Origin of the sequence: Vibrio quintilis, assembly GCF_024529975.1 — a bacterium.
Taxonomy (GTDB): Bacteria; Pseudomonadota; Gammaproteobacteria; order Enterobacterales; family Vibrionaceae; genus Vibrio; species Vibrio quintilis.
Map to the genome: position 1 here is coordinate 3,732,197 of NZ_AP024897.1, position 22,571 is coordinate 3,754,767.

The following is a 22,571-nucleotide window of genomic DNA, read 5'->3' on the forward strand; positions in this document are numbered from 1 at the left end:
GTACCTCGTCTCGAGATTATTCCTCGACTTTACCGCCTGCAGCTTCGATAGCAGCTTTAGCGCCTTTAGTTACACGTAGACCTTTAACAGTAACAGCTTTAGATATTTCACCAGAAAGAACAATTTTTACATGTTCAATTTTCTTGGTAATAACATTCGAAGCTTTTAAACTGTTTAAGTCTACAACATCGCTATTAACTTTAGCTAATTCACTTAAGCGAACTTCAGCAGATACCAAACTTTTTCGAGAGGTAAAGCCAAATTTTGGTAAACGCTGTTTCAATGGCATTTGACCGCCTTCGAAACCAGCACGAACTTTACCGCCTGAACGCGACTTTTGACCTTTGTGGCCACGACCACCAGTTTTTCCAAGGCCAGAACCGATACCACGACCTAAACGCTTCTTAGAAGGTTTTGAACCCGCAGCCGGTGATAGAGTATTCAAACGCATTCTGATTACTCCTCAACTTTAACCATGTAGTAAACCTTGTTGATCATGCCGCGAATACACGGTGTATCTTCAAGTTCTACTGTGTGGTTGATTTTACGAAGGCCCAGCCCCTTAAGACACGCTTTGTGCTTTGGCAGGCGACCAATTGAGCTTTTAGTTTGAGTTACTTTAATAGTTGCCATGGTGTTCTTACTCCGAAATAGATTCAACAGTTAGACCACGTTTAGCTGCAACCATTTCTGGTGACTTCATGCTGCCTAACGCATCAATCGTTGCACGAACGATATTGATTGGGTTCGTAGAACCATATGCTTTAGACAGTACGTTGTGAACACCTGCAACTTCAAGAACTGCACGCATCGCACCACCTGCGATAACACCAGTACCTTCTGCAGCTGGCTGCATGTAAACTTTAGAGCCCGAGTGGCGACCTTTAACCGGGTGGAAAAGAGTGCCTTCGTTTAGCGCGATAGTCGTCATATTACGACGCGCTTTTTCCATTGCTTTCTGAATCGCAGCAGGCACTTCACGGGCTTTACCGTAACCGAAACCTACACGACCATTACCGTCACCAACGACTGTTAGTGCAGTGAAGCTCATGATTCGACCACCTTTAACCGTCTTTGACACACGGTTAACAGCGATTAGCTTTTCTTGCAAATCACTAGCTTGTTGTTGTTCTTTAGCCATCTTCCAACCCTACCTTAGAATTTCAGACCAGCTTCGCGGGCAGATTCTGCCAGCGCCGCTACTCGACCGTGGTATTGGAAACCAGAACGATCAAATGCAACTTCTGCGACGCCTTTTTCAATAGCGCGCTCAGCAATAGCTTTACCTACAGCTTTTGCCGCATCAACGTTACCAGTATTCTTCACTTGCTCACGGATCGCTTTTTCTACAGTAGAAGCTGATGCGATAACCTCAGAGCCATTAGATGCGATAACCTGTGCGTACACGTGACGAGGAGTACGGTGTACAACTAGGCGAGTGGCACCCAGTTCTGCAATCTTACGACGCGCACGAGTGGCACGACGGATGCGAGATGCTTTCTTATCCATAGCGTTACCTTACTTCTTCTTAGCTTCTTTAGTACGCACAATTTCATCTGCGTAACGAACACCTTTACCTTTATAAGGCTCTGGCTCACGATAAGCACGAATATCTGCAGCAACCTGACCTACAAGCTGTTTATCACAACCTGTGATTACAATTTCAGTCTGGCTTGGACATTCAGCTTTAATACCCGCTGGCAATTCATGCTCAACCGGATGAGAGAAGCCTAAGGTAAGGGCTACAGAATTACCTTTCATTGCAGCACGGTAACCAACACCCTTAAGTACCAACTTCTTAGTGAAGCCTTCTGTAACACCAGCAACCATATTGTTAACAAGTGCACGTACGGTACCAGCCTGGGCCCAAGCGTTAGCAAAGCCATCACGAGGACCAAATGTCAGTTGGTTATCTTCTTGAGCAACAACCACTGCGTCATTAAATACGCGGGTTAATTCCCCTTTAGCACCTTTTACAGTGACTTCTTGGCCGTTTAATTTCACCTCTACGCCAGCTGGAATAGCGACAGGTGCTTTTGCAACACGAGACATATCCTACTCCTATAAATTAAGCTACGTAGCAAATGATTTCACCACCAAGACCTGCTTTACGGGCAGCACGGTCTGACATCAGACCCTTGGAAGTGGAAACGACAGCAACACCCAAACCACCCATTACAGAAGGAAGATCATCTTTCTTCTTGTAGACACGCAAACCAGGTCGAGATACTCGCTGGATTACCTCAATAACAGGGTTAGCCTGGAAATACTTTAAAGTAACTTCCAGTTCAGGTTTAGCTTCGCTGTCAACAGCGTAATCTTCGATATAACCTTCAGCTTTCAGAAGTGCAGCAATTGCAACTTTAAGCTTTGAAGAAGGCATTTTTACAGCAACTTTGTTTGCTGCCTGACCATTACGAATACGGGTCAGCATATCCGAAATCGGATCTTGCATGCTCATAAACTTTACTCCAAATGATTAAGTGGCAATTACCAGCTAGCCTTACGAAGTCCAGGAATCTCACCTTTCATGCAAGCTTCACGGACTTTGATGCGGCTCAAACCGAACTTACGTAAGTAACCATGTGGACGACCAGTCTGGTTACAACGATTACGCTGACGAGATGCACTAGAATCACGAGGAAGCGTCTGTAGTTTAAGAACTGCATCCCAACGCTCTTCTTCAGATACGTTTACATCATTAATTGTAGCTTTAAGCGCTGCACGCTTTTCTGCGTACTTAGCTACAAGCTTTGCACGCTTAACTTCACGTGCTTTCATTGATTGTTTAGCCATAACAGTAACCCTTCACCTTACTTACGGAATGGGAAGTTAAAGGCAGCCAGCAGAGCACGGCCTTCCTCATCGCTCGCTGCAGACGTCGTAATAGTGATGTCTAAGCCGCGTACACGATCGACTTTATCGTAGTCGATTTCCGGGAAGATGATTTGCTCGCGAACGCCCATGCTATAGTTACCGCGACCATCAAAAGATTTCGCGCTAACACCACGGAAGTCACGTACACGTGGAAGAGCAATAGAAATCAAACGCTCTAAAAAATCCCACATACGTTCGCCACGCAAGGTTACTTTACAACCAATTGGGTAGCCTTCACGAATTTTGAAGCCTGCAACAGACTTACGGGCTTTTGTAATTAAAGGTTTTTGACCAGAAATTATAGCCATGTCAGCTGCTGCGTTTTCCAGAAGCTTCTTGTCGTTGATAGCTTCACCAACGCCCATATTCAGGGTGATTTTCTCAATCCTAGGGACTTGCATGACGCTTGTGTAACTGAATTGTTTGGCCAATTCAGCGACTACAGACGACTTGTAGTAATCATGCAGTTTCGCCATAGTAGAACTCCAAATTACTCAAATTCTTAGTTAGAAACAGTTTCGCCGTTTGATTTAAAGAAACGTACTTTCTTTCCATCTTCGAAACGAAAACCTACACGGTCCGCTTTACCGGTTTTATCATTGAAGATTGCAACATTAGATGCATCAATCGCTGCTTCTTGCTCAACGATCCCACCTTGAATACCTAGAGCCGGAACTGGCTTTTGGTGTTTTTTAACAAGGTTGATACCTTCAACAAAGATTTTACCAGTAGTAAGAACCTTAGTTACTTTACCTTTCTTGCCCTTATCTTTACCGGCAAGAACAATTACTTCGTCATTACGACGGATTTTTGCTGCCATCTTTGCGCTCCTTACAATACTTCTGGAGCCAGTGAGACGATTTTCATAAACTTCGCATTACGAAGTTCACGCGTCACTGGACCAAAGATACGTGTACCGATTGGTTGCTCGGTATTGTTGTTCAACAAAACACAAGCATTACGGTCGAAGCGAATGACAGAACCGTCTTGACGACGTACGCCTTTACGGGTGCGAACTACCACCGCCTTCAGTACATCACCTTTTTTAACTTTACCGCGAGGAATCGCTTCCTTTACAGTAACTTTGATGATGTCACCGACATGTGCATAACGACGGTGAGAGCCACCCAGAACCTTAATACACATTACGCTGCGAGCGCCTGAGTTATCAGCTGCGTCCAGCATACTTTGCATTTGGATCATGTTAGTGCTCCGCTAAATATTAAAACTAGACCCATCTCGGGTCGGGCTGCCTTATAAAAAGGGATGCGAATTGTATCACCCTTTTATCTAGTTGGGTAGTCAAAAAACAAGCGGCTCCATAAATTATTGGAGCCGCTTCTTATTCGAAGGCAAAATTAGATTTTTGCTTTCTCTACCACTTTGACCAATGTCCAAGACTTAGTCTTAGACAATGGACGACATTCACGAATTTCAACTGTGTCGCCTAAGCCACACTCGTTGTTTTCATCATGTGCGTGAACTTTAGTCGTGCGCTTTACGAACTTACCGTAAATTGGGTGTTTCACCATACGCTCGATAGAAACAACGATAGACTTATCCATCTTGTCACTAACAACACGACCTTGTTGAGTACGAATATTGTCGCTCATTATGCGTCTGCCTTCTCAGTCAAAACAGTTTTCACACGTGCGATATTACGGCGTACAGCTTTCAGATTATGCGTCTGCTGTAATTGACCAGTCGCAGCCTGCATGCGCAGGTTAAACTGTTCGCGTAATAAATCGACCAGCTGTTTATTCAGCTCATCAACGCTTTTATCGCGTAAATCTTGTGCTTTCATCACATCACCTGCTTAGTTACGAAAGTAGTTTTGAACGGCAGTTTTGCTGCTGCAAGTGCAAACGCTTCACGTGCCAATTCTTCAGGTACACCGTCCATTTCGTACATTACCTTACCAGGTTGGATTTGGGCTACCCAGTACTCAACGTTACCTTTACCCTTACCCTGACGAACTTCAAGTGGTTTTTCAGTGATAGGCTTATCCGGAAAAACACGAATCCAGATTTTACCTTGACGCTTAACGTGACGTGTCATCGCACGACGTGCCGCTTCAATCTGACGAGCAGTTAAACGACCACGACCAGTAGCTTTAAGACCAAAAGTGCCAAATGCAACTTCAGTACCTTTAGCCAGACCACGGTTCCGACCAGTATGAACCTTACGGAATTTTGTACGTTTAGGTTGTAGCATCTGTCGACTCCTTACTTACGGCCTTTACGCTGCTTCTTAGGTTTATCACCTTTAGGCTCAGTAGCTGCTGCATTAGCAGATGGCATTCCTCCAAGGATTTCTCCTTTGAAGATCCATACTTTAACGCCAATGACACCATACTGCGTATGAGCCGAAGAAGTTGCATAATCAATGTCAGCACGAAGTGTGTGCAGAGGCACACGGCCTTCACGGTACCATTCAGAGCGTGCAATCTCAGCGCCGCCTAAACGACCACTAACTTCCACTTTGATACCTTTGGCACCTAAACGCATAGCATTTTGAACTGCACGCTTCATCGCGCGACGGAACATAACACGGCGTTCTAACTGAGACGCGATGCTATCAGCAACAAGCTGACCATCAAGCTCAGGCTTACGCACTTCAGCGATATTAATCTGTGCTGGCACACCTGCAATTTTTGCTACAGCTGCGCGTAGCTTTTCAACGTCTTCACCTTTTTTACCGATAACAACGCCAGGGCGAGCCGTATGAATTGTCACACGAATACTTTTTGCCGGACGCTCAATAACGATACGTGATAAGGACGCTTTTGAAAGTTCCTTAATCAGGAACTGACGTACCTTGAAGTCGCCGTCTAGGTTGTCAGCGAATTCTTTGGTGTTAGCAAACCATGTAGCATTCCAAGGCTTTACGATGCCCAGACGAATACCATTAGGATGTACTTTCTGACCCATTGCTTACTCTCCTAGTCTCTTAGCGATCTGCGACAACCACAGTAATGTGGCTTGAACGCTTCAAGATACGATCCGCACGGCCTTTGGCACGAGGCATAATACGCTTCATGACAGGGCCCTCATCTACGAAGATTTTAGCGACATTCAGATCGTCGATGTCTGCACCTTCATTATGCTCCGCATTCGCGATAGCTGACTCAAGAACTTTCTTGATCAAATCAGCAGCTTTTTTGTTGCTGAAAGTCAGAATTTCCAGAGCCTGATCGACAGATTTACCACGAATCAAATCTGCAACTAAGCGAGCTTTCTGTGGAGAAATACGAGCAAAGTTATGTTTAGCGATAGCTTCCATCATCTACTCCTTATTTCTTCTTCGCTTTCTTATCAGCAGCATGACCGCGATAAGTACGAGTTGGTGCAAATTCACCCAGTTTGTGACCGATCATTTCGTCAGTTACGAAAACTGGAACGTGTTGACGACCATTATGGACAGCGATGGTCAAACCAATCATTTGTGGAATGATCATTGAGCGACGGGACCAAGTCTTGATAGGTTTCTTGTCTCCGCTTTCCACCGCTTTCTCTACCTTCTTCAGCAAGTGTAGGTCAATAAATGGACCCTTCTTGAGAGAACGTGGCATGGCTTATCCTCTTTAATAGATTACTTAGTACGGCGACGGACAATATATTTGTCAGTACGCTTATTCTTACGGGTCTTGAAGCCTTTCGTTGGCATACCCCATGGCGATACAGGATGACGGCCACCAGAAGTACGACCTTCACCACCACCGTGAGGGTGATCAACAGGGTTCATTACAACACCACGAACAGTTGGACGAACACCGCGCCAGCGTTTTGCACCAGCTTTACCCAGTTCACGCAGCATGTGTTCTGCATTACCAACTTCACCGATAGTTGCACGACCTTCAACAGGAACTTTACGCATTTCACCAGAACGTAAACGGATTGTGACATAAGCACCATCACGAGCAACGATCTGAGCATAAGCACCAGCAGAACGAGCCAGCTGTGCACCTTTTCCTGGTTTCAATTCAACGTTGTGAACTGTTGAACCAACAGGGATGTTACGCATTGGAAGCGTGTTACCTGCTTTGATTGGCGCGTCTACACCTGATTGAATCACGTCACCAGCTTGCAAACCTTTTGGTGCAATGATGTAACGACGTTCACCATCTGCGTAAAGAACCAAAGCAATGTTCGCACTACGGTTTGGATCGTATTCCAGACGCTCTACTTTTGCTGGAATACCATCTTTTGTACGTTTAAAATCAATCACACGATAGTGTTGTTTATGACCACCACCGATATGACGTACAGTAATACGACCGTTGTTGTTACGACCACCATGTTTAGAGTTTTTCTCTAAAAGAGGTGCATAAGGCTTGCCCTTGTGTAGGTCAGCGTTAACAACTTTAACAACGTGACGACGACCAGGGGAAGTCGGCTTACATTTAACAATAGCCATTCTTAACTACTCCTGTTACTCAGCACCGCCAACGAAATCAAGATCCTGACCTTCTTTCAAAGTGACATACGCTTTTTTCACGTCGCTACGACGGCCTTGGCGTACACCTTGACGTTTGGTCTTACCCTTAGTAATAAGAGTATTTACAGACTTAACTTCAACTTCAAATAGCTTTTCTACAGCTGCTTTGATTTCTCTTTTTGTTGCATCTTTCGCAACTTTAAAAACAACTGTATTTGCTTTTTCAGCAGCAAGCGTTGCTTTTTCAGAGATGTGCGGCGCACGTAGAACTTTCAGGATACGCTCTTCACTAATCATGCCAGCATCTCCTCAATTTGCTTAACTGCGGCTGCAGTCATCAGTACTTTGTCAAACGCAATCAGACTTACAGGATCAATTCCTGCAACATCACGTACGTCAACTTTGTACAGGTTACGGGCAGCCAAGAACAAATTCTCATCGACGTCACCGGTTACAATCAGTACATCGTCAAGTTCAAGTTCTTTTAATTTAGCAACAAGCTCTTTTGTTTTTGGTGCTTCAACTGAGAAGTTGTCAACAACGATTAAACGCTCCTGACGAACCAGTTCAGACAGAATACATTTCATTGCACCACGGTACATTTTTTTGTTTACTTTTTGGCTGTGATCCTGAGGCTTCGCAGCAAAAGTAACACCACCCGTACGCCAGATTGGGCTACGGATTGTACCGGCACGAGCTCGACCAGTACCTTTTTGACGCCATGGTTTAGCGCCACCACCAGAAACTTCTGAACGTGTTTTTTGAGCACGAGTTCCCTGACGAGCACCTGCTGCATAAGCAACAACTACCTGATGAATCAGAGCTTCGTTAAACTCACGTCCGAAAGTAGCTTCGGAAACAGTTAGTGCATCAGCACCTTTAACCATCAATTCCATTACTTACTCCTAGACGTTATGCTTTAACCGCTGGTTTAACGATCACATCAGCACCAGTTGAACCAGGGACTGCACCTTTGATCAGAAGCAGATTGCGCTCAGCATCAACGCGAACGATCTCAAGGTTCTGAGTCGTTACACGCTCATCACCCATGTGACCTGCCATTTTTTTGCCTTTAAACACGCGTCCAGGTGTCTGACATTGACCAATAGAACCAGGGGCACGGTGTGACAAAGAGTTACCGTGAGTCATATCTTGAGTACGGAAATTCCAACGCTTTACAGCACCCTGGAAACCTTTACCTTTAGATGTACCAGTAACGTCTACTTTTTTGATTTCATTGAAAAGTTCAACTGTTAGTTCTGAACCAACTTCAAACTCTTCTCCGTTTTCTAAACGGAATTCCCAAAGACCGCGTCCAGCGTCAACACCTGCTTTTGCGAAGTGGCCAGCTTCTGGCTTAGAGACACGGTTAGCTTTCTTAGCACCAGCTGTAACCTGAATTGCAGCATAACCATCGCTTGCAAGTGTTTTCACTTGAGCAACACGGTTCGCTTCAACTTCAACAACAGTTACTGGGATAGAAACGCCTTCTTCGGTAAATACTCGGGTCATACCCACTTTACGTCCGACTAGACCAATCATTATTCTAATCTCCCTTAACCTAGGCTGATTTGTACATCAACGCCAGCAGCCAGATCGAGACGCATCAGAGCATCAACAGTTTTGTCTGTTGGTTCAACGATGTCGATCAGACGTTTGTGAGTACGAATTTCGTACTGATCACGCGCATCTTTGTTGACGTGTGGAGAAATAAGAACAGTGAAACGCTCTTTACGAGTAGGCAGTGGAATTGGACCACGAACCTGTGCGCCGGTACGCTTAGCTGTTTCTACGATTTCCGCAGTTGACGCATCGATCAATTTATAATCGAAAGCTTTCAGGCGGATACGAATACGTTGGTTCTGCATGAGACAGAGCTCCAAAATCTAAAAATTACATAAACAATATCGCCACCCAAACCCATCAATGATGAGAGAATGACGATTGATTCATGTGAAACCGTAGCATCCTAATTGGATACATTGTCCAGCTAATAGGTGATTAGCTTATAGCTAAGTTTTTATTAACTGCGAACATAAGCTGAGTTTACATTACTAGACTTTTTAGCCTACTCCTCATTGCTCATTGGTTCACAACTGGATTAACCAGTGGGAGCGTATTATACAGAAGGATAATTTACATGCAAGTTTTTGTTTGCAGAATAAACAATGTTCAGACACGCCGCTGCCTGACGGCCTCAAATAAACAAATCCCGGTCGCTACTGAAACATTTAAACTGGAAACACTTCCTGCCATTGGGATTTTGATTAATGCATCACATGTTTCCCGGGTTAATCGTCTTATTCCATCCCCTTCGGCACCCATTACAATTGCCAGTGGACCAGTTAATTTTGACTGATATATGTCTTGTTTGGCTTCACCGGCTGTTCCAACGAACCAGATCCCTTTCTCTTGCAGCGCTCTCATGGTCCGGGCAAGGTTAGTAACCCGAATAAGAGGTACAGTTTCAGCTGCACCACAAGCAACCTTACTCACAGTTGCTGTCAAAGGAGCTGATTTATCTTTTGGTACGATAACAGCAGAAACACCTGCTGCATCAGCATTGCGCAGGCAAGCACCCAGATTATGAGGGTCCGTTACACCATCCAAAACCAATAATAAAGGCTGTTCACTCTGAGCTAAAATTTCATCGAGATCATGCTCATTTAAGGATTTGGCAGGTTTGACTCTGGCGATCATCCCCTGATGGTTTTCGCCATTCACTTTGTTATCCAGCGCTTTTCTGCTCATAAACTGAACAGAAATTCCAAGCTGCTTTAGTTGTTCCAGCACAGAGAATAATCGTTCATCCTCTCTGCCCTGCAGAGCAAACACTTCGATAAATCTATCTGGGCTCGTTTGTAAAACCGCATTCACAGCGTGAATGCCATAAATATATTCCCGGCTCATTTTCTACCTATTATTTTCGATTCTTTGTGACTTTATTTCTAACTTTCTTTTTACGCGCTTTTTCTGATTTTTTCTTTTTCCGGGGTACTGATAAACCCGCCTTTTTCTGAGAGTCTTTATCAGGATATTTCGCAGATTCAATCAGTGGCTTAGCCTTGCCTTTGACTGTACTTTTCTTACTCTTCGCAGCCCGTTTTCTGGCTGTTTTTCCTTTTCCGCGTAACTGTCGATTCGTTTCAACTAATTCGAAGTCGATGTTTCGATCATCCAGATTGACAGACTGAACCTTTACTTTAACAACATCACCCAATCGGTAAATATGTCCGAACGATTCACCGATTAATCGTTGACCTACAGGATCATATTGATAATAATCGTTAGCTAATGATGATATATGAACTAAGCCATCAATATGTAATTCTGACAGACGAACGAAAAAGCCAAAACCAGTCACATTTGCAATCACACCATCAAGAACTTCTCCGACATGATCCTGCATATATTCACACTTTAGCCAGTCTGCAACATCCCTTGTTGCATCATCAGCCCGGCGCTCTGTCATTGAGCACTGTTCGCCATAGTAATCCATCTCATCAAAGCTATAATGATAACCACCCGTTGGCGTCCATCTGTCTTTGTTTTGGCCATTATTTTTAGCAACCAAATACTTAATTGCACGATGTAATAATAAATCAGGATAACGGCGAATAGGCGAGGTAAAATGTGCATAACGCTTCAGCGCTAACCCAAAATGACCACAATTGTCAGGATTATAGACAGCCTGCTTCATCGATCGCAGGAGCATTGTCTGAATCAGCTCTTTATCCGGACGCTCACCGATTTGAGTCATCAGATTAGCGTAATCAGTTGGAGATGGCTCCAGACCACCAGATAAGTTTAGTCCTAACTCGCCAAGAAAGTCCCTAAAGCCGGTCAATCGCTCTTCACCAGGAGACTCATGAATTCTGAACAATGACGGTTCTTTTGCTTTTTCGACAAAACCAGCGGACGCTATATTTGCCAGGATCATGCACTCTTCAATAATTTTATGTGCATCATTTCTTACTAAAGGTTCAATTCTGTCGATTTTTCTCTGGGCATTGAAAATAAATTTGGTTTCAATAGTCTCGAATTCAATTGCGCCACGGTGCTCCCGGGCGGTCTTCAATACTTTATACATTCGATAAAGTTCTTCCAGATGAGGCACTAAATTACTGTGGCGTTCTCTTAATTCTTCATCATTATCAAGAATTGAAGCAACTTTATTATACGTCAGACGGGCATGAGAATTCATAACCGCTTCATAGTGTTTATATCCGGACAGCTTGCCATTTTCCGAAATAGTCATTTCGCAAACCATACAGAGGCGATCCACTTCAGGGTTTAGTGAACATAGCCCGTTCGAAAGGACTTCAGGAAGCATCGGAACAACCTGAGAAGGGAAGTAAACAGAGTTTCCCCGGTTAATCGCTTCTTTATCTAATGCAGAATCGGGGCGAACATAATAGCTCACATCCGCAATGGCGACCCATAAGCGCCAGCCACCACCGGGTTTAGTCTCGCAATAAACCGCATCATCAAAATCCCGGGCATCTTCACCATCAATAGTGACTAAGGGTAAAGCCCTTAAATCAACCCTATTGATCTTAGCTTCTTCAGGAACCTCTTCGCCGAATGATTTGATCTGGTTTTCAACGTCGTCCGGCCATTCATGTGGAATTTGATGTGTTCTGATTGCAATTTGTGTTTCCATTCCGGGAGCCATATTCTCCCCCAACACCTCAATCACTGTTCCCATCATGCCACGCGAGCGGCTTCCCCGGTCTGATATTTCAATTACAACCACATTGCCCATCCGGGCGCCGCCTCGCTGCTCATTAGGAATCAAAATATCCTGATGAATACGTGAGTCATCCGGAACAACATACGAATAACCATATTCAAAAAAGAAACGACCAACTATCTGAGTTTTTCTTTCCTCAAGAATACGAACCAGACGACCTTCTTTTCTTCCCCGCTTATCGGTGCCACCTGGTTGGACAAGCACATAATCACCATGGACCAAAGTACGCATTTGGTGATGTGGCAAAAGAACATCCCCTTCTTTGCTATTCATACCATCCGGTCGCACCCAGCCATAACCATCCCGGTGCCCGATCACATAGCCTTTAATCAACTCAAGCTTTTCTGGCAACGCGTAACACTGTCTTCGGGTAAAAACCAACTGACCATCCCGCTCCATAGCCCGTAATCGCCGCCGTAAACCTTCATACTGATCTTCTCCACTCAATTCCATCGCTTCAAACAAATCATTCCGGTTCATCGGAACCTTTGCCTGCTTCAGAAAATCAAGAATGTATTCTCTGCTGGGAATGGGATTATCATAATTTTGTGATTCACGGTCAGCAAACGGGTCACCGGGAATATGATCTGACATAGATACGCCTTAATAAGTCGGGAAGATAGAAGTTAGTATATCTGACTCTCAGCTCTTAATGACAATTACTTATATTTATTTCTGTTATTTTCCCTCCAGCAAAATGCTCAGGAACAACAGATGAGAAATGCACAGGAGCAGAATCAGATAAACATATGAGATGAGAAGAATAAATTTGTGAAGATGGATAGAGCACTCATTTTATTCTCCTGACAGCTGTATCTGTCAGGAGTATTTTCTTACCAGAACGTTTCTCTTTTCTTCGCTCTGGCAATCACATTTTGCGGCATTCTTTGTTCAAGTCCCCGGCGAAGCATTGCGATGCGCTTATGCATCCTGGAATCAGCTGTCACTGAATGGTAAAGCCAGCGATAAGCGTCTTCATAATCCAGCGGACTACCATAATCCCTTAAGAGTAACTCAGCAAGCTGAACTCTGGCTTTCAAATTGCCCATCGCTGAAGCTTCTCTTAAATATGGAATCGCTCTCTCTTTGTCTTGCTGGACAAGCACGCCTTGTGCGTAATACCTGCCTATTTGCTCTAAAGCAGCGGGTAACCCCTGATGAGCTGCACTTTCCATGTAATAAAGTCCGAGTTCAACATCCTGCTCAACACACACGCCCCAAGCCAGCATGTCACCATATAAAAATTCATAAGCAGGCAAATTAATACGGGTTGCGCGAGCTACAATATCTTCAACCAACTGGCACTGATCAGCTTTCACCCGTTCCAGGTGTTTATTCTGTTCAATCAACTTGATCAACTCTGCTTCAGAATAAATTGGCACAGGCGCACCAACATCAGCCACATTCGCATAACTGACAGAATTACCAAGCAACATGATTAAAGTCATTGCTACAGCTAGTAGCCTCATATGCAATCTCTTCTTATAACTTAACAGCTCGCAATCAGTTCCTGAGCTATTTTATGGGACCTGAATAAGCTATCGGCAAGCTCCGTGATCACTTTAGTCTGATGTTTTAAATAAATTGTAGCAGATGAGTCTTGTATAAAATACCATCAAAAAAACCGACTACATGAAGTAGCCGGTTCAGTCTCTTATCCAGCGAATACTACCAGCGTTTATACGCTGAATGGATGCACTTTGATAATGGTCTCGTTACGATCCGGACCAGTGGAAACAACATCGACCGGAACACCAGTCAAAGCTTCAATACGACTGATATAGTCAAGCGCAGCCTGAGGCAATTCTTCCAGTGATTTCACACCAAATGTACTTTCAGACCATCCTGGCATCGTTTCGAAAATGGGTGTCACATCATCATAAGCATCAGCAGCCATCGGAGAAACTTCAATCACAGAACCATCTTTCATTTGATACCCGGTACAGATTTTAATTTCGTCAAGACCATCTAAAACATCCAGTTTCGTCAGACAAAAACCTGTAATTGAGTTGATTTGAATCGCTCTGCGCATTGCAACAGCATCAAACCAGCCACAACGGCGTTTACGACCTGTTGTCGCACCAAACTCCTGACCTTTTGTACCCAAATGATGACCAATATCATCATGAAGTTCTGTCGGAAACGGCCCTGCACCAACACGTGTACAATACGCTTTTGCAATTCCAAGAATATATTTTAAATGGCACGGACCAAAACCCGAACCAGCAGCAACACCACCAGCAGTCGTATTTGAAGATGTAACGTAAGGGTAGGTTCCATGGTCAATATCAAGCAATGTGCCCTGAGCCCCTTCAAACATGATTTTATCACCACGTTTACGGGCAGCATCCAGCTCATCAGTCACATCAATAACCATTGAAGTCAGAAGGTCGGCATAGCCCATCACTTCTTCAAGAACCTTTTCATAGCTGACGGCTTCAGCTTTATAAAAGTTAACAAGCTGGAAATTATGATATTCCATCACTTCTTTGAGTTTTTCAGCGAAGCTGACTTTATCAAACAAATCACCAACCCGAAGACCACGACGGGCAACTTTATCCTCATACGCAGGACCAATACCTCGGCCGGTGGTCCCAATCGCTTTTTTACCGCGGGCTGTTTCACGGGCCTGATCTAATGCGATGTGATAAGGAAGGATTAACGGACATGCTTCAGAAATAAAAAGGCGCTCTTGCACTGGAATATTACGAGCTTCTAACGCTTCCATTTCCTTTAAAAGCGCATCAGGTGAGAGAACAACACCATTTGCAATGATACATTTAATGTGTTCCCGGAGAATTCCGGAAGGTATCAGGTGAAGAACAGTTTTTTCACCATCTATAACCAGGGTATGACCTGCATTGTGTCCACCCTGATAGCGGACGACATACTTAGCATCTTCAGTGAGCAGATCGACGATCTTTCCTTTCCCTTCGTCACCCCACTGGGTGCCCAATACTACTACGTTATTTCCCATCTTTTTAATCTGATTGCTGGTTAAAAATGGATTCTACCACTGAAAACTGAAGGATGCAGTGACTTTTTAAGCATAAAAATGTCATAAAAAAATAACTAATTGATCTATGTGCTTTCACCTCTGCTTTCACTATTTTCTCAGGCAATCTTTCATTAAAAAAGTGATATGCATCACACTGAGGTCGTTAGAATAACCATAATCAATGCCAGCAGGTAGCAACTATTGGTGCGATTCTGAATATCTGATTCGATACAAAAAAGCATCTGTCTGGAAATAACCAAACAGATGCCCGTAAAGCAGATTGAATTAATTACTCTGAATTAATGACAACCACAGCCGCCTTCACCACCGCCGCAGCAACCTTCTTTTTCATCGCCATGCTCGTGATCACAATCACCATGGCCGCCACAACATCCGCCTTCCTGATGAATATGGCCATGTTCAATTTCCTGTTCTGTTGCTTCACGCAACGCAACAACTTCAACATCAAAAGTCAGTGTCTGACCCGCAAGCATATGGTTTCCGTCAACGACAACTTCATCCCCATCCACTTCAGTAATTTCTACAGGAATTTGCCCCTGATCGGTTTCAGCCAAAAAACGCATCCCCGGCTCAATTTGATCGACCCCCTGGAAGACATTAGCAGGAACACGCTGAACTAATGCATCATTATATTCTCCGTATGCATCAGCAGGTAAAACGGTTGCAGTAAATTTATCACCAGCTTCTTTACCTTCAAGTTCATTTTCCAGCCCTGCAATGAGATTATTGTGTCCATGCAGATAATCTAAAGGTGCATCAACTGTTGACTGATCAGCCACCACACCGTCTTCAAGTTTCAACTGGTAAGCAAGGCTAACCACAACATTCTTTTCAATCTTCATAAAAGCTCCAGGGCATTAAGGGTGTATATCGTAATAAACGACTTAAGTATTCACTCAGATATTATGGGGATAACTTTGCGAAACTCAATTTATTCCGGCTTAAAAATACCAATCATCTGTTCCTGATTCCGTTGTTTTGAATCCAGACCTTTTGGTAAACGTTGTTCAGTAAAACCACAATCCACACATTCAACATGCTCGACATTGTTTTCCACCCACCAACATAATGAATCTGAACCCGAACATTTTGGGCAGTTTGCCCCTGCAATAAACCTTTTTTTCTGTCTCACGCTCTAGTCCTGTTCTTTTTCCCAGAAATCCCGGGCCTGGCGATCGCGATCCATCTCACGGCCAAAAATCTCTTCCAAATCTTTTCTGGCTTCTCTCGCCCGAATTGATAACTGTTGATCTTCATTATGAAGCGGTAATAATTCCTTTAGCATAACGTTATCAAGTTTTCGAAAATGTGATTCAGCTCGTTTCGCCTGATAAGGATGAACACCAAGTTCAACTAAGACCTGACGCCCTAAATCTAATGCGCCCAGAAAGGTTTCCCGGGAATAATTTTCAATACCGTGATTGAGTAACTGATAAGCCTCAATCCGACTTCTTGCCCGGGCTAAGATCCTCAGATTCGGGAAGAATTGCTGACACAGGCTGACGATTTTCATCACTTCATCCGGCACATCGGTACAAATCACAATTGCTTCTGCCGTATCTGCTCCCGCAGCCCGGAGTAACTCTAAATTACTCGCATCACCATAAAAGACCTGATACCCGTACTTTCTCAGTACTTTTATCTGACTGGCATCACTTTCCAGAATGGTTACTTTGATCTTATTTGCATACATCAAACGCCCGACAATCTGACCAAAACGACCAAACCCGGCAATAATCACTCTGGGATCATGATTTTCCACATCTTCAACCGGCTCATCATTTCCCACATTTAACCGGCGTTCAAACCATTTTTTCTGCACAAGTAACAACAGTGGTGTTGTCACCATAGACAGACTCACCACAACCAGCAAAAATGATGTGAGTTCAGGCTGTAAAATACCTTTCGTCTCTGCGGCAGTAAAAATGACAAAAGCGAATTCCCCACCCTGACTTAAAATAGCAGCCATACTGCTGCGGGCTTTCGCCCGCGTACCAAATAAGCGGGCAAGTAAATACAAAATGAAGCCTTTTATCGACACCAATGCCACTACAGCGGCAATAATGGTCAGCGGCTGTTCAAACAGCAAGCCGAGGTCAACGGCCATGCCGACAGCAATAAAAAACAGACCTAATAACAACCCTTTAAAAGGTTCTATCGAAACTTCTAACTCATGACGAAATTCACTTTCAGCTAAAAGTACCCCGGCCAGGAACGTCCCAAGAGCCATAGATAAACCAAGTTTTTGCATGATCAGGGCAATCCCAATCACTAACAACAGCGCGGCTACAGTGAACAGTTCTCTGACCCGGCTCATCACGATAAAGCGGAATAACGGGCTCAGCAGTAACCGCCCGCCAATCAGAAGCCCAAGCATGCCACTGAGCATCCACATCACATCAATCCACTCTCCGGCGGAATTCCCCGCAAGTACCGGTAATACTGCAAGCATAGGAATCACAGCAATATCCTGAAACAACAGTACAGCAAATCCGGATTGTCCGGTTTCACTTTTGTCCAGTTTTTGCTCTTCAATGACACGTAAAGCAATTGCCGTCGAGGATAACGCCAACCCCATACCAATCACCAGACTCGCCTGCCATGCGATACCGGATAAATGAATCAGACCCGCCAATATTGCACTGGTTACAACGACCTGAGCACCGCCCAACCCAAGAATAGGCGCCTTCATCCGCCATAATTTAGCCGGATTAAGCTCCAGTCCAATAAGAAACAACAGCATGACAACGCCAAATTCAGCAAAATGCAAAATCGCGTCCACATCACGAATCAAACCCATCCCCCAGGGGCCAATAGCAATACCAGCCAAAAGATAGCCAAGGACAGACCCAAGCCCGGCACGCTGCGCAATAGGTACAGCAATGGCGGCAGCAGACAAAAAAACAGCGCTGCTTTGTAAAAATTCCGTGTTAAATGCTGCCATTACACTCCCTCATCGCCATCAACAGGATTACAAATCCATCGCCGGTAATTTTCTGCATGCTTATGACGCTCGGCGTCGGTAATATTATGCGACCAGTACATCACCAATGGCTTCATCCATTGCATGCGACACAGTGATGCGGTCAACTCGAACGGCTGCAAAATTTCTTCCAGCGGATAACGGTTGTATCCTTTATCTCCATATGCAGCTTTTCGGCCACCCGTCGTAATCACACTCCGCCAGATTTTACCCTGCAAAAGGCTCTGAGAACCAAAAGCAAAATCTTTACAAAGGACACGGTCAAACCATTCTTTCAGTAACGCCGGACATGAATACATATAAAGCGGATGCTGAAAAACGATCACATCGAATCTTTCCAGTAATGCTTGCTCTGCATTTACATCAATAAAAAAATCCGGATAAATTGCATATAAATCATGCACAGTCACATGTTCAAGAGATTCAATTGCCTTAATCAGAACCTGATTTGCTACAGAGTTTTGTGGCTCAGGATGAGCAAAAATCACCAGTACTTTGGGGAATGCAGAAAATAAATCATACCCTTTCATCCAATCTCTCCTTAATCAGATAATACGGATTATCAGTTGCAGGCTCTTGATACGACCAAAAATCCCCTGAAATATAACGCTGAATTTAAATGATTATACCCAAGCAACCTGAAGGTACAGGGTTCAGGTTGTTTGGGCATATGATTATTATGAACCATATCCTAACTAACAGATAATATCGACTTTTAACACGAATCCCCCTACTATTCCGACAGTCTTTCTTTCCAATAAAATAATTTATGATTACTTTTTCTGATATTCAGTTATTACGTGGCGGAAAGCCACTTTTAGAGCAGGCTTGTGCAACGATTCATCCGGGCGACAAAATCGGATTAGTCGGGAAAAACGGCTCAGGGAAGTCCACCCTGTTTGCACTATTAAAAGATGAACTCACTATTGATGCGGGGAATTTTTCTCAGCCTTCACACTGGGAGCTGGCCTGGGTGGCGCAGGAAACACCCGCTCTGGAAAGAGAGGCGCTGGAGTATGTGATTGACGGCGACCGTGAATACCGCGAACTGGAAAGGCGTTTGCAGCAGGCAGAAGCTGATGGCAAGGGTTCATTAATTGCAGAATTACATGGTCACCTCGAACAGGTGGGTGGCTACAGTATTCGCGCCCGGGCAGCAGAGTTACTCAACGGCCTTGGCTTTTCTCAGGAGCAAATGCAATGGCATCTGACTCAGTTTTCAGGTGGCTGGCGAATGAGACTCAACCTCGCACAGGCACTGATTTGCCGGTCTGACTTACTTCTGTTGGATGAACCAACCAACCACCTTGATTTGGATGCTATCATGTGGCTGGAGCGATGGTTACAAACCTATCCGGGAACGCTCATCCTGATTTCACACGACCGGGATTTTCTCGACCCAATCGTAAAGCGAATCATCCATATAGAAAACCACCAACTCAATGAGTACACCGGCAACTATTCTTCTTTTGAAACACAAAGGGCAGAAAAACTACTGCAACAACAAGCGCAGTTCCAGAAACAGCAGAAACAAATTGCCCACATGCAAAGTTATATTGATCGTTTCCGGTATCAGGCAACGAAAGCCCGTCAGGCGCAAAGCCGGATTAAAGCACTGGAACGCATGGAAAAAGTACTCCCGGCTCAATTTGATAACCCGTTTTCATTCAACTTCAGAACCCCGGACGCTCTGCCCAGCCCGATTTTAATGATGGAAGATGTCAATGCCGGTTACGATGACAAACTGATTTTATCTCAGATTCGCCTCAACCTGGTGCCGGGAAGCCGGATTGGATTACTGGGAAGAAACGGTGCCGGAAAATCCACCCTGATCAAATTACTTTCAGGTTCGCTCTCACCACAAAGTGGCGAGCTGACATATTCACAAGGTGTTAAAGTTGGTTACTTCGCACAGCACCAGTTAGAAACGCTTCATCCGGAAGAAACCCCCTTACAACACTTAATGCAAATCGCCCCTGATAAGACGGAGCAGGAACTCAGAGATTACCTCGGCAGCTTCGGGTTCAGGGGGGAAGAGGCACTGGATAAAGTCGCGCCATTTTCCGGCGGAGAAAAAGCACGTCTGGTGCTGGCATTACTGGTCTGGCAGAAACCAAATCTGTTACTGCTGGATGAGCCGACCAACCATCTGGATCTGGATATGCGTCAGGCTCTGACGATGGCTTTACAAACCTTTGAAGGTGCAATGGTGATTGTCAGTCACGACCGTTACCTGCTCAGAGCAACAACCGATGATCTTTATCTGGTTCATGACCAGCTGGTCGCACCTTTTGACGGGGACTTAAATGACTATTACAAATGGTTAACGGAATTACAAAAACAGGAAAGAAAAGAGCAGTCTCCGGAGAAAGAAAATCCAACCAATACGCTCAGTAAGAAAGAACAAAAAAGAAAAGAAGCCGAATTTCGCCAAAAAACGGCGCCAATTCGCAAGAAACTGACACAACTGGAGCAGGATATCGATAAATTGCAGCTGATTCTCAGCAATATAGAGCAGCAATTAGCGGATACCACGCTTTATAATGCTGAAAACAAAACTAAACTTAATCAGGTAATCGCAGATCAGGCGAAAGCGAAAGCAACACTGGAACAAACAGAATCTCAGTGGATGGAACAACAGGAAATTCTGGAACAGATGGAGCAGGAATCCAACGCAATATGAATCAGGCCCTCACTCAGGTTTCATTAACACTTGAACACTTATGGCAATTCAGTTTGCAGTATTACAGTGTGCGGGATGTAAAGGAAGCCTGTATGAGCCTTCAGAATAATTATCACGGTAATGTCAACCTGTTATTGCTGTTGAAATGGCTTGATGAACAACAAGTCAGTATCAAAGAGCAAGACTGGAATAAGGTTATCACCTGTATTAACCGCTCTGAAATTCTGCTACATGGATTCCGTGATTTAAGAAGAAAGCTGAAAAGTCATCTCCCGGACACGCTGTACCGGGAGTCTCTCCAGTTTGAATTACAACTCGAAAAGCAACAGCAATCTGATCTGGTAGAATGTATCAACACCCTGACGCTGCAGCCGCCAGCTTCTGTTGCCTTGACACTTTACTACTGTAAGCAGTTAGGTGCGGAGCACTTAGCTGACATTTTTTCTAAACCCGCATCATTCCCTAAACAACAAAAAATATAGCTTTGGCCGCACGATATAAAATAAAATAGCCCTAATTTTATCAATCCCGCTACTTACTCAAATGACACTATTCTCTTTTATACCTGCCTCCGGCGGAGTCAACCCGCATACACAAACACTGCTTCCCAGATTTATCCGGAAAAAAAACCTGTTCATACCTCATTGGGAGAGCATCTCAACGCCAGACGATGATGTTCTGGATATCGCATGGAGTGAAAATCCTCATTCTGAATCCGCCCAGGATAAGCCGGTGTTTATTCTGTTTCATGGCCTGGAAGGTAGCTTTAACAGCCCTTATGCGAATGGATTGATGCATGCCTTTGCTGAAAAAGGGTGGCTTGCAGTCATGATGCATTTCCGTGGATGCAGCGGAAAGCCAAATTTACAGGCCCGGGCTTATCATTCAGGTGAAACCAAAGATCCACACCATTTCCTGCAAATGCTGACTGAGCGATTTCCGCATTCGTACAAAATAGCAACAGGTATCTCGCTGGGTGGAAATATGCTGGCGAATTATCTGGTTGAATTTGCCAAAGAACCACTACTCAACGCCGCAACAATTATCTCTGCACCATTCGACCTTGCAGCCTGCTCAGATAGAATTAATGATGGTTTCTCTAAAGTATATCAGCGTTACCTGCTTAGCTCTCTGAAGAAGAACGCCTTGCAACGCATTCAAATTCTACGGCAAAAAATACCAGTGACAAGCGATGCGATTCAAAGCCTGACCACACTGAAAAATTTTGATGATTTAATTACAGCGCCACTCCATGGGTTCTCGGATGCCAGTCACTATTATCATCAATGTTCTGCGATTCATAAGCTGGCACAAATCAAGCTACCAACGTTAATTATTCACGCACGGGATGATCCATTTATGACTGCATCAGTCATTCCTTCCGAACCACTGCCTGAAACAATTAATTATCAACTACTTGCTCATGGCGGACACGTTGGTTTTCTTAGCGGCAGTATTTTTAAACCGGTCTTCTGGCTGGAACAAACACTTCCTGCTTACTACGCTAAACACGTAGAATAGCTTTATACAACGAATTACAGACCAAAAATTATGATTGTTCCCTGGCAAGAAATATCACCTGACGCGCTGGAAAACCTGATTCGGGAATTTGTCCTGCGGGAAGGCACAGACTACGGTGAGAGCGAAATACCACTGAAAATAAAGATAGAGCAAATCAAACAACAGCTAAAAACCGGAGAAGCTGTCGTCGTCTATTCCGAATTACACGAGACTGTAGATATTCAACTAAACAGATACCAGTAACGTAACATCACCCGGATGACACAATTCCAATCCATGATATAGTTGTGCCACATTG

General features: G+C 44.3%; 33 protein-coding genes. 4 read left to right on the forward strand and 29 right to left on the reverse strand.

Going from position 1 to position 22,571, the window contains the following annotated elements; translation table 11 throughout:
• Positions 1 to 16 precede the first annotated feature (16 nt).
• The 29 genes from rplO to kefG all read right to left on the reverse strand — a co-directional run bounded on the left by rplO (position 17) and on the right by kefG (position 18,599).
• A complete protein-coding gene (gene rplO / locus OC443_RS17020) occupies positions 17 to 451 on the reverse strand; it encodes a 50S ribosomal protein L15 (protein WP_073579736.1) in 435 nt (144 codons plus the stop codon).
• A gap of 5 nt (positions 452 to 456) precedes the next feature.
• A complete protein-coding gene (gene rpmD, locus OC443_RS17025) occupies positions 457 to 633 on the reverse strand; it encodes a 50S ribosomal protein L30 (protein ID WP_053438826.1) in 177 nt (58 codons plus the stop codon).
• Between the two features lie 7 nt (positions 634 to 640).
• On the reverse strand, positions 641 to 1,141 hold the full coding sequence (gene rpsE, locus OC443_RS17030) for a 30S ribosomal protein S5 (protein ID WP_073579735.1): 501 nt from the start codon (positions 1,139 to 1,141) through the stop codon (positions 641 to 643).
• A gap of 14 nt (positions 1,142 to 1,155) precedes the next feature.
• On the reverse strand, positions 1,156 to 1,509 hold the full coding sequence (gene rplR / locus OC443_RS17035; RefSeq protein ID WP_073579734.1) for a 50S ribosomal protein L18: 354 nt from the start codon (positions 1,507 to 1,509) through the stop codon (positions 1,156 to 1,158).
• Between the two features lie 9 nt (positions 1,510 to 1,518).
• Positions 1,519 to 2,052, reverse strand: a complete 534-nt coding sequence (rplF, locus tag OC443_RS17040) for a 50S ribosomal protein L6 (protein ID WP_073579733.1) — start codon at positions 2,050 to 2,052, stop codon at positions 1,519 to 1,521.
• A 16-nt stretch (positions 2,053 to 2,068) separates the two neighbouring features.
• Entirely contained in the window at positions 2,069 to 2,461 is a 393-nt protein-coding gene (gene rpsH / locus OC443_RS17045) for a 30S ribosomal protein S8 (RefSeq protein ID WP_073579732.1), read from the reverse strand.
• Between the two features lie 29 nt (positions 2,462 to 2,490).
• Complete coding sequence (gene rpsN, locus OC443_RS17050; RefSeq protein WP_073579731.1) at positions 2,491 to 2,796, reverse strand: 30S ribosomal protein S14; 306 nt, start codon at positions 2,794 to 2,796, stop codon at positions 2,491 to 2,493.
• A 17-nt stretch (positions 2,797 to 2,813) separates the two neighbouring features.
• Positions 2,814 to 3,353: a 50S ribosomal protein L5 gene (gene rplE, locus OC443_RS17055; protein ID WP_073579730.1), complete on the reverse strand. Its 540-nt coding sequence runs from the start codon at positions 3,351 to 3,353 to the stop codon at positions 2,814 to 2,816.
• A gap of 26 nt (positions 3,354 to 3,379) precedes the next feature.
• On the reverse strand, positions 3,380 to 3,697 hold the full coding sequence (rplX, locus tag OC443_RS17060; protein WP_073579729.1) for a 50S ribosomal protein L24: 318 nt from the start codon (positions 3,695 to 3,697) through the stop codon (positions 3,380 to 3,382).
• Positions 3,698 to 3,708: 11 nt separating this feature from the next.
• Positions 3,709 to 4,080, reverse strand: a complete 372-nt coding sequence (gene rplN, locus OC443_RS17065) for a 50S ribosomal protein L14 (RefSeq protein WP_073579728.1) — start codon at positions 4,078 to 4,080, stop codon at positions 3,709 to 3,711.
• Positions 4,081 to 4,235: 155 nt separating this feature from the next.
• The gene (gene rpsQ, locus OC443_RS17070; RefSeq protein ID WP_073579727.1) at positions 4,236 to 4,490 is read right to left on the reverse strand and encodes a 30S ribosomal protein S17; all 255 of its coding nucleotides are present in this window, start codon (positions 4,488 to 4,490) and stop codon (positions 4,236 to 4,238) included.
• Positions 4,490 to 4,681: a 50S ribosomal protein L29 gene (rpmC, locus tag OC443_RS17075; protein ID WP_073579726.1), complete on the reverse strand. Its 192-nt coding sequence runs from the start codon at positions 4,679 to 4,681 to the stop codon at positions 4,490 to 4,492. Before rpmC ends, rpsQ begins: the two co-directional genes overlap by 1 nt.
• Positions 4,681 to 5,091, reverse strand: a complete 411-nt coding sequence (gene rplP / locus OC443_RS17080; protein WP_073579725.1) for a 50S ribosomal protein L16 — start codon at positions 5,089 to 5,091, stop codon at positions 4,681 to 4,683. Before rplP ends, rpmC begins: the two co-directional genes overlap by 1 nt.
• A gap of 11 nt (positions 5,092 to 5,102) precedes the next feature.
• The gene (gene rpsC / locus OC443_RS17085) at positions 5,103 to 5,807 is read right to left on the reverse strand and encodes a 30S ribosomal protein S3 (RefSeq protein WP_073579724.1); all 705 of its coding nucleotides are present in this window, start codon (positions 5,805 to 5,807) and stop codon (positions 5,103 to 5,105) included.
• Positions 5,808 to 5,826: 19 nt separating this feature from the next.
• Entirely contained in the window at positions 5,827 to 6,159 is a 333-nt protein-coding gene (gene rplV / locus OC443_RS17090; protein WP_073579723.1) for a 50S ribosomal protein L22, read from the reverse strand.
• A 10-nt stretch (positions 6,160 to 6,169) separates the two neighbouring features.
• Positions 6,170 to 6,448: a 30S ribosomal protein S19 gene (gene rpsS, locus OC443_RS17095; RefSeq protein ID WP_073579722.1), complete on the reverse strand. Its 279-nt coding sequence runs from the start codon at positions 6,446 to 6,448 to the stop codon at positions 6,170 to 6,172.
• Between the two features lie 20 nt (positions 6,449 to 6,468).
• Positions 6,469 to 7,293 carry a 50S ribosomal protein L2 gene (gene rplB, locus OC443_RS17100; protein WP_073579721.1) on the reverse strand — a complete coding sequence of 275 codons (825 nt, stop codon included), beginning with the start codon at positions 7,291 to 7,293 and terminating at the stop codon, positions 6,469 to 6,471.
• Between the two features lie 15 nt (positions 7,294 to 7,308).
• The gene (gene rplW / locus OC443_RS17105) at positions 7,309 to 7,611 is read right to left on the reverse strand and encodes a 50S ribosomal protein L23 (protein WP_073579720.1); all 303 of its coding nucleotides are present in this window, start codon (positions 7,609 to 7,611) and stop codon (positions 7,309 to 7,311) included.
• Entirely contained in the window at positions 7,608 to 8,210 is a 603-nt protein-coding gene (gene rplD, locus OC443_RS17110; RefSeq protein WP_073579719.1) for a 50S ribosomal protein L4, read from the reverse strand. The genes rplW and rplD overlap by 4 nt, the downstream gene beginning before the upstream one ends.
• A gap of 16 nt (positions 8,211 to 8,226) precedes the next feature.
• Entirely contained in the window at positions 8,227 to 8,856 is a 630-nt protein-coding gene (rplC, locus tag OC443_RS17115) for a 50S ribosomal protein L3 (protein ID WP_073579718.1), read from the reverse strand.
• 14 nt (positions 8,857 to 8,870) lie between these two features.
• Positions 8,871 to 9,182 carry a 30S ribosomal protein S10 gene (gene rpsJ / locus OC443_RS17120; protein ID WP_001181007.1) on the reverse strand — a complete coding sequence of 104 codons (312 nt, stop codon included), beginning with the start codon at positions 9,180 to 9,182 and terminating at the stop codon, positions 8,871 to 8,873.
• Between the two features lie 304 nt (positions 9,183 to 9,486).
• Positions 9,487 to 10,224 (reverse strand): 23S rRNA (guanosine(2251)-2'-O)-methyltransferase RlmB, encoded by a 738-nt coding sequence (gene rlmB, locus OC443_RS17125; RefSeq protein ID WP_073579717.1) that lies wholly within the window; start codon positions 10,222 to 10,224, stop codon positions 9,487 to 9,489.
• A 10-nt stretch (positions 10,225 to 10,234) separates the two neighbouring features.
• Positions 10,235 to 12,661, reverse strand: coding sequence for a ribonuclease R (rnr, locus tag OC443_RS17130; RefSeq protein WP_073579716.1), 2,427 nt, complete (start codon positions 12,659 to 12,661; stop codon positions 10,235 to 10,237).
• A gap of 239 nt (positions 12,662 to 12,900) precedes the next feature.
• The gene (gene motX, locus OC443_RS17135; RefSeq protein ID WP_073579715.1) at positions 12,901 to 13,536 is read right to left on the reverse strand and encodes a flagellar protein MotX; all 636 of its coding nucleotides are present in this window, start codon (positions 13,534 to 13,536) and stop codon (positions 12,901 to 12,903) included.
• Positions 13,537 to 13,745: 209 nt separating this feature from the next.
• Positions 13,746 to 15,044: an adenylosuccinate synthase gene (locus OC443_RS17140; protein WP_073579714.1), complete on the reverse strand. Its 1,299-nt coding sequence runs from the start codon at positions 15,042 to 15,044 to the stop codon at positions 13,746 to 13,748.
• A 320-nt stretch (positions 15,045 to 15,364) separates the two neighbouring features.
• A complete protein-coding gene (gene slyD, locus OC443_RS17145) occupies positions 15,365 to 15,928 on the reverse strand; it encodes a peptidylprolyl isomerase (protein ID WP_073579713.1) in 564 nt (187 codons plus the stop codon).
• Positions 15,929 to 16,017: 89 nt separating this feature from the next.
• On the reverse strand, positions 16,018 to 16,218 hold the full coding sequence (locus OC443_RS17150; protein ID WP_073579712.1) for a YheV family putative zinc ribbon protein: 201 nt from the start codon (positions 16,216 to 16,218) through the stop codon (positions 16,018 to 16,020).
• A gap of 3 nt (positions 16,219 to 16,221) precedes the next feature.
• Positions 16,222 to 18,030: a glutathione-regulated potassium-efflux system protein KefB gene (gene kefB / locus OC443_RS17155; RefSeq protein ID WP_073579711.1), complete on the reverse strand. Its 1,809-nt coding sequence runs from the start codon at positions 18,028 to 18,030 to the stop codon at positions 16,222 to 16,224.
• Positions 18,030 to 18,599: a glutathione-regulated potassium-efflux system ancillary protein KefG gene (gene kefG, locus OC443_RS17160; protein ID WP_073579710.1), complete on the reverse strand. Its 570-nt coding sequence runs from the start codon at positions 18,597 to 18,599 to the stop codon at positions 18,030 to 18,032. The genes kefB and kefG overlap by 1 nt, the downstream gene beginning before the upstream one ends.
• A gap of 239 nt (positions 18,600 to 18,838) precedes the next feature.
• On the opposite strand from kefG, the gene OC443_RS17165 reads away from it, so the two are divergent.
• The 4 genes from OC443_RS17165 to OC443_RS17180 all read left to right on the forward strand — a co-directional run bounded on the left by OC443_RS17165 (position 18,839) and on the right by OC443_RS17180 (position 22,516).
• The gene (locus tag OC443_RS17165; protein WP_073579709.1) at positions 18,839 to 20,752 is read left to right on the forward strand and encodes an ABC transporter ATP-binding protein; all 1,914 of its coding nucleotides are present in this window, start codon (positions 18,839 to 18,841) and stop codon (positions 20,750 to 20,752) included.
• A complete protein-coding gene (locus OC443_RS17170) occupies positions 20,749 to 21,234 on the forward strand; it encodes a TIGR02444 family protein (RefSeq protein ID WP_073579708.1) in 486 nt (161 codons plus the stop codon). Before OC443_RS17165 ends, OC443_RS17170 begins: the two co-directional genes overlap by 4 nt.
• 61 nt (positions 21,235 to 21,295) lie before the next feature.
• Complete coding sequence (locus OC443_RS17175; protein ID WP_073579707.1) at positions 21,296 to 22,273, forward strand: hydrolase; 978 nt, start codon at positions 21,296 to 21,298, stop codon at positions 22,271 to 22,273.
• Positions 22,274 to 22,303: 30 nt separating this feature from the next.
• Positions 22,304 to 22,516 (forward strand): YheU family protein, encoded by a 213-nt coding sequence (locus OC443_RS17180; protein WP_073579706.1) that lies wholly within the window; start codon positions 22,304 to 22,306, stop codon positions 22,514 to 22,516.
• Positions 22,517 to 22,571: the final 55 nt, after the last annotated feature.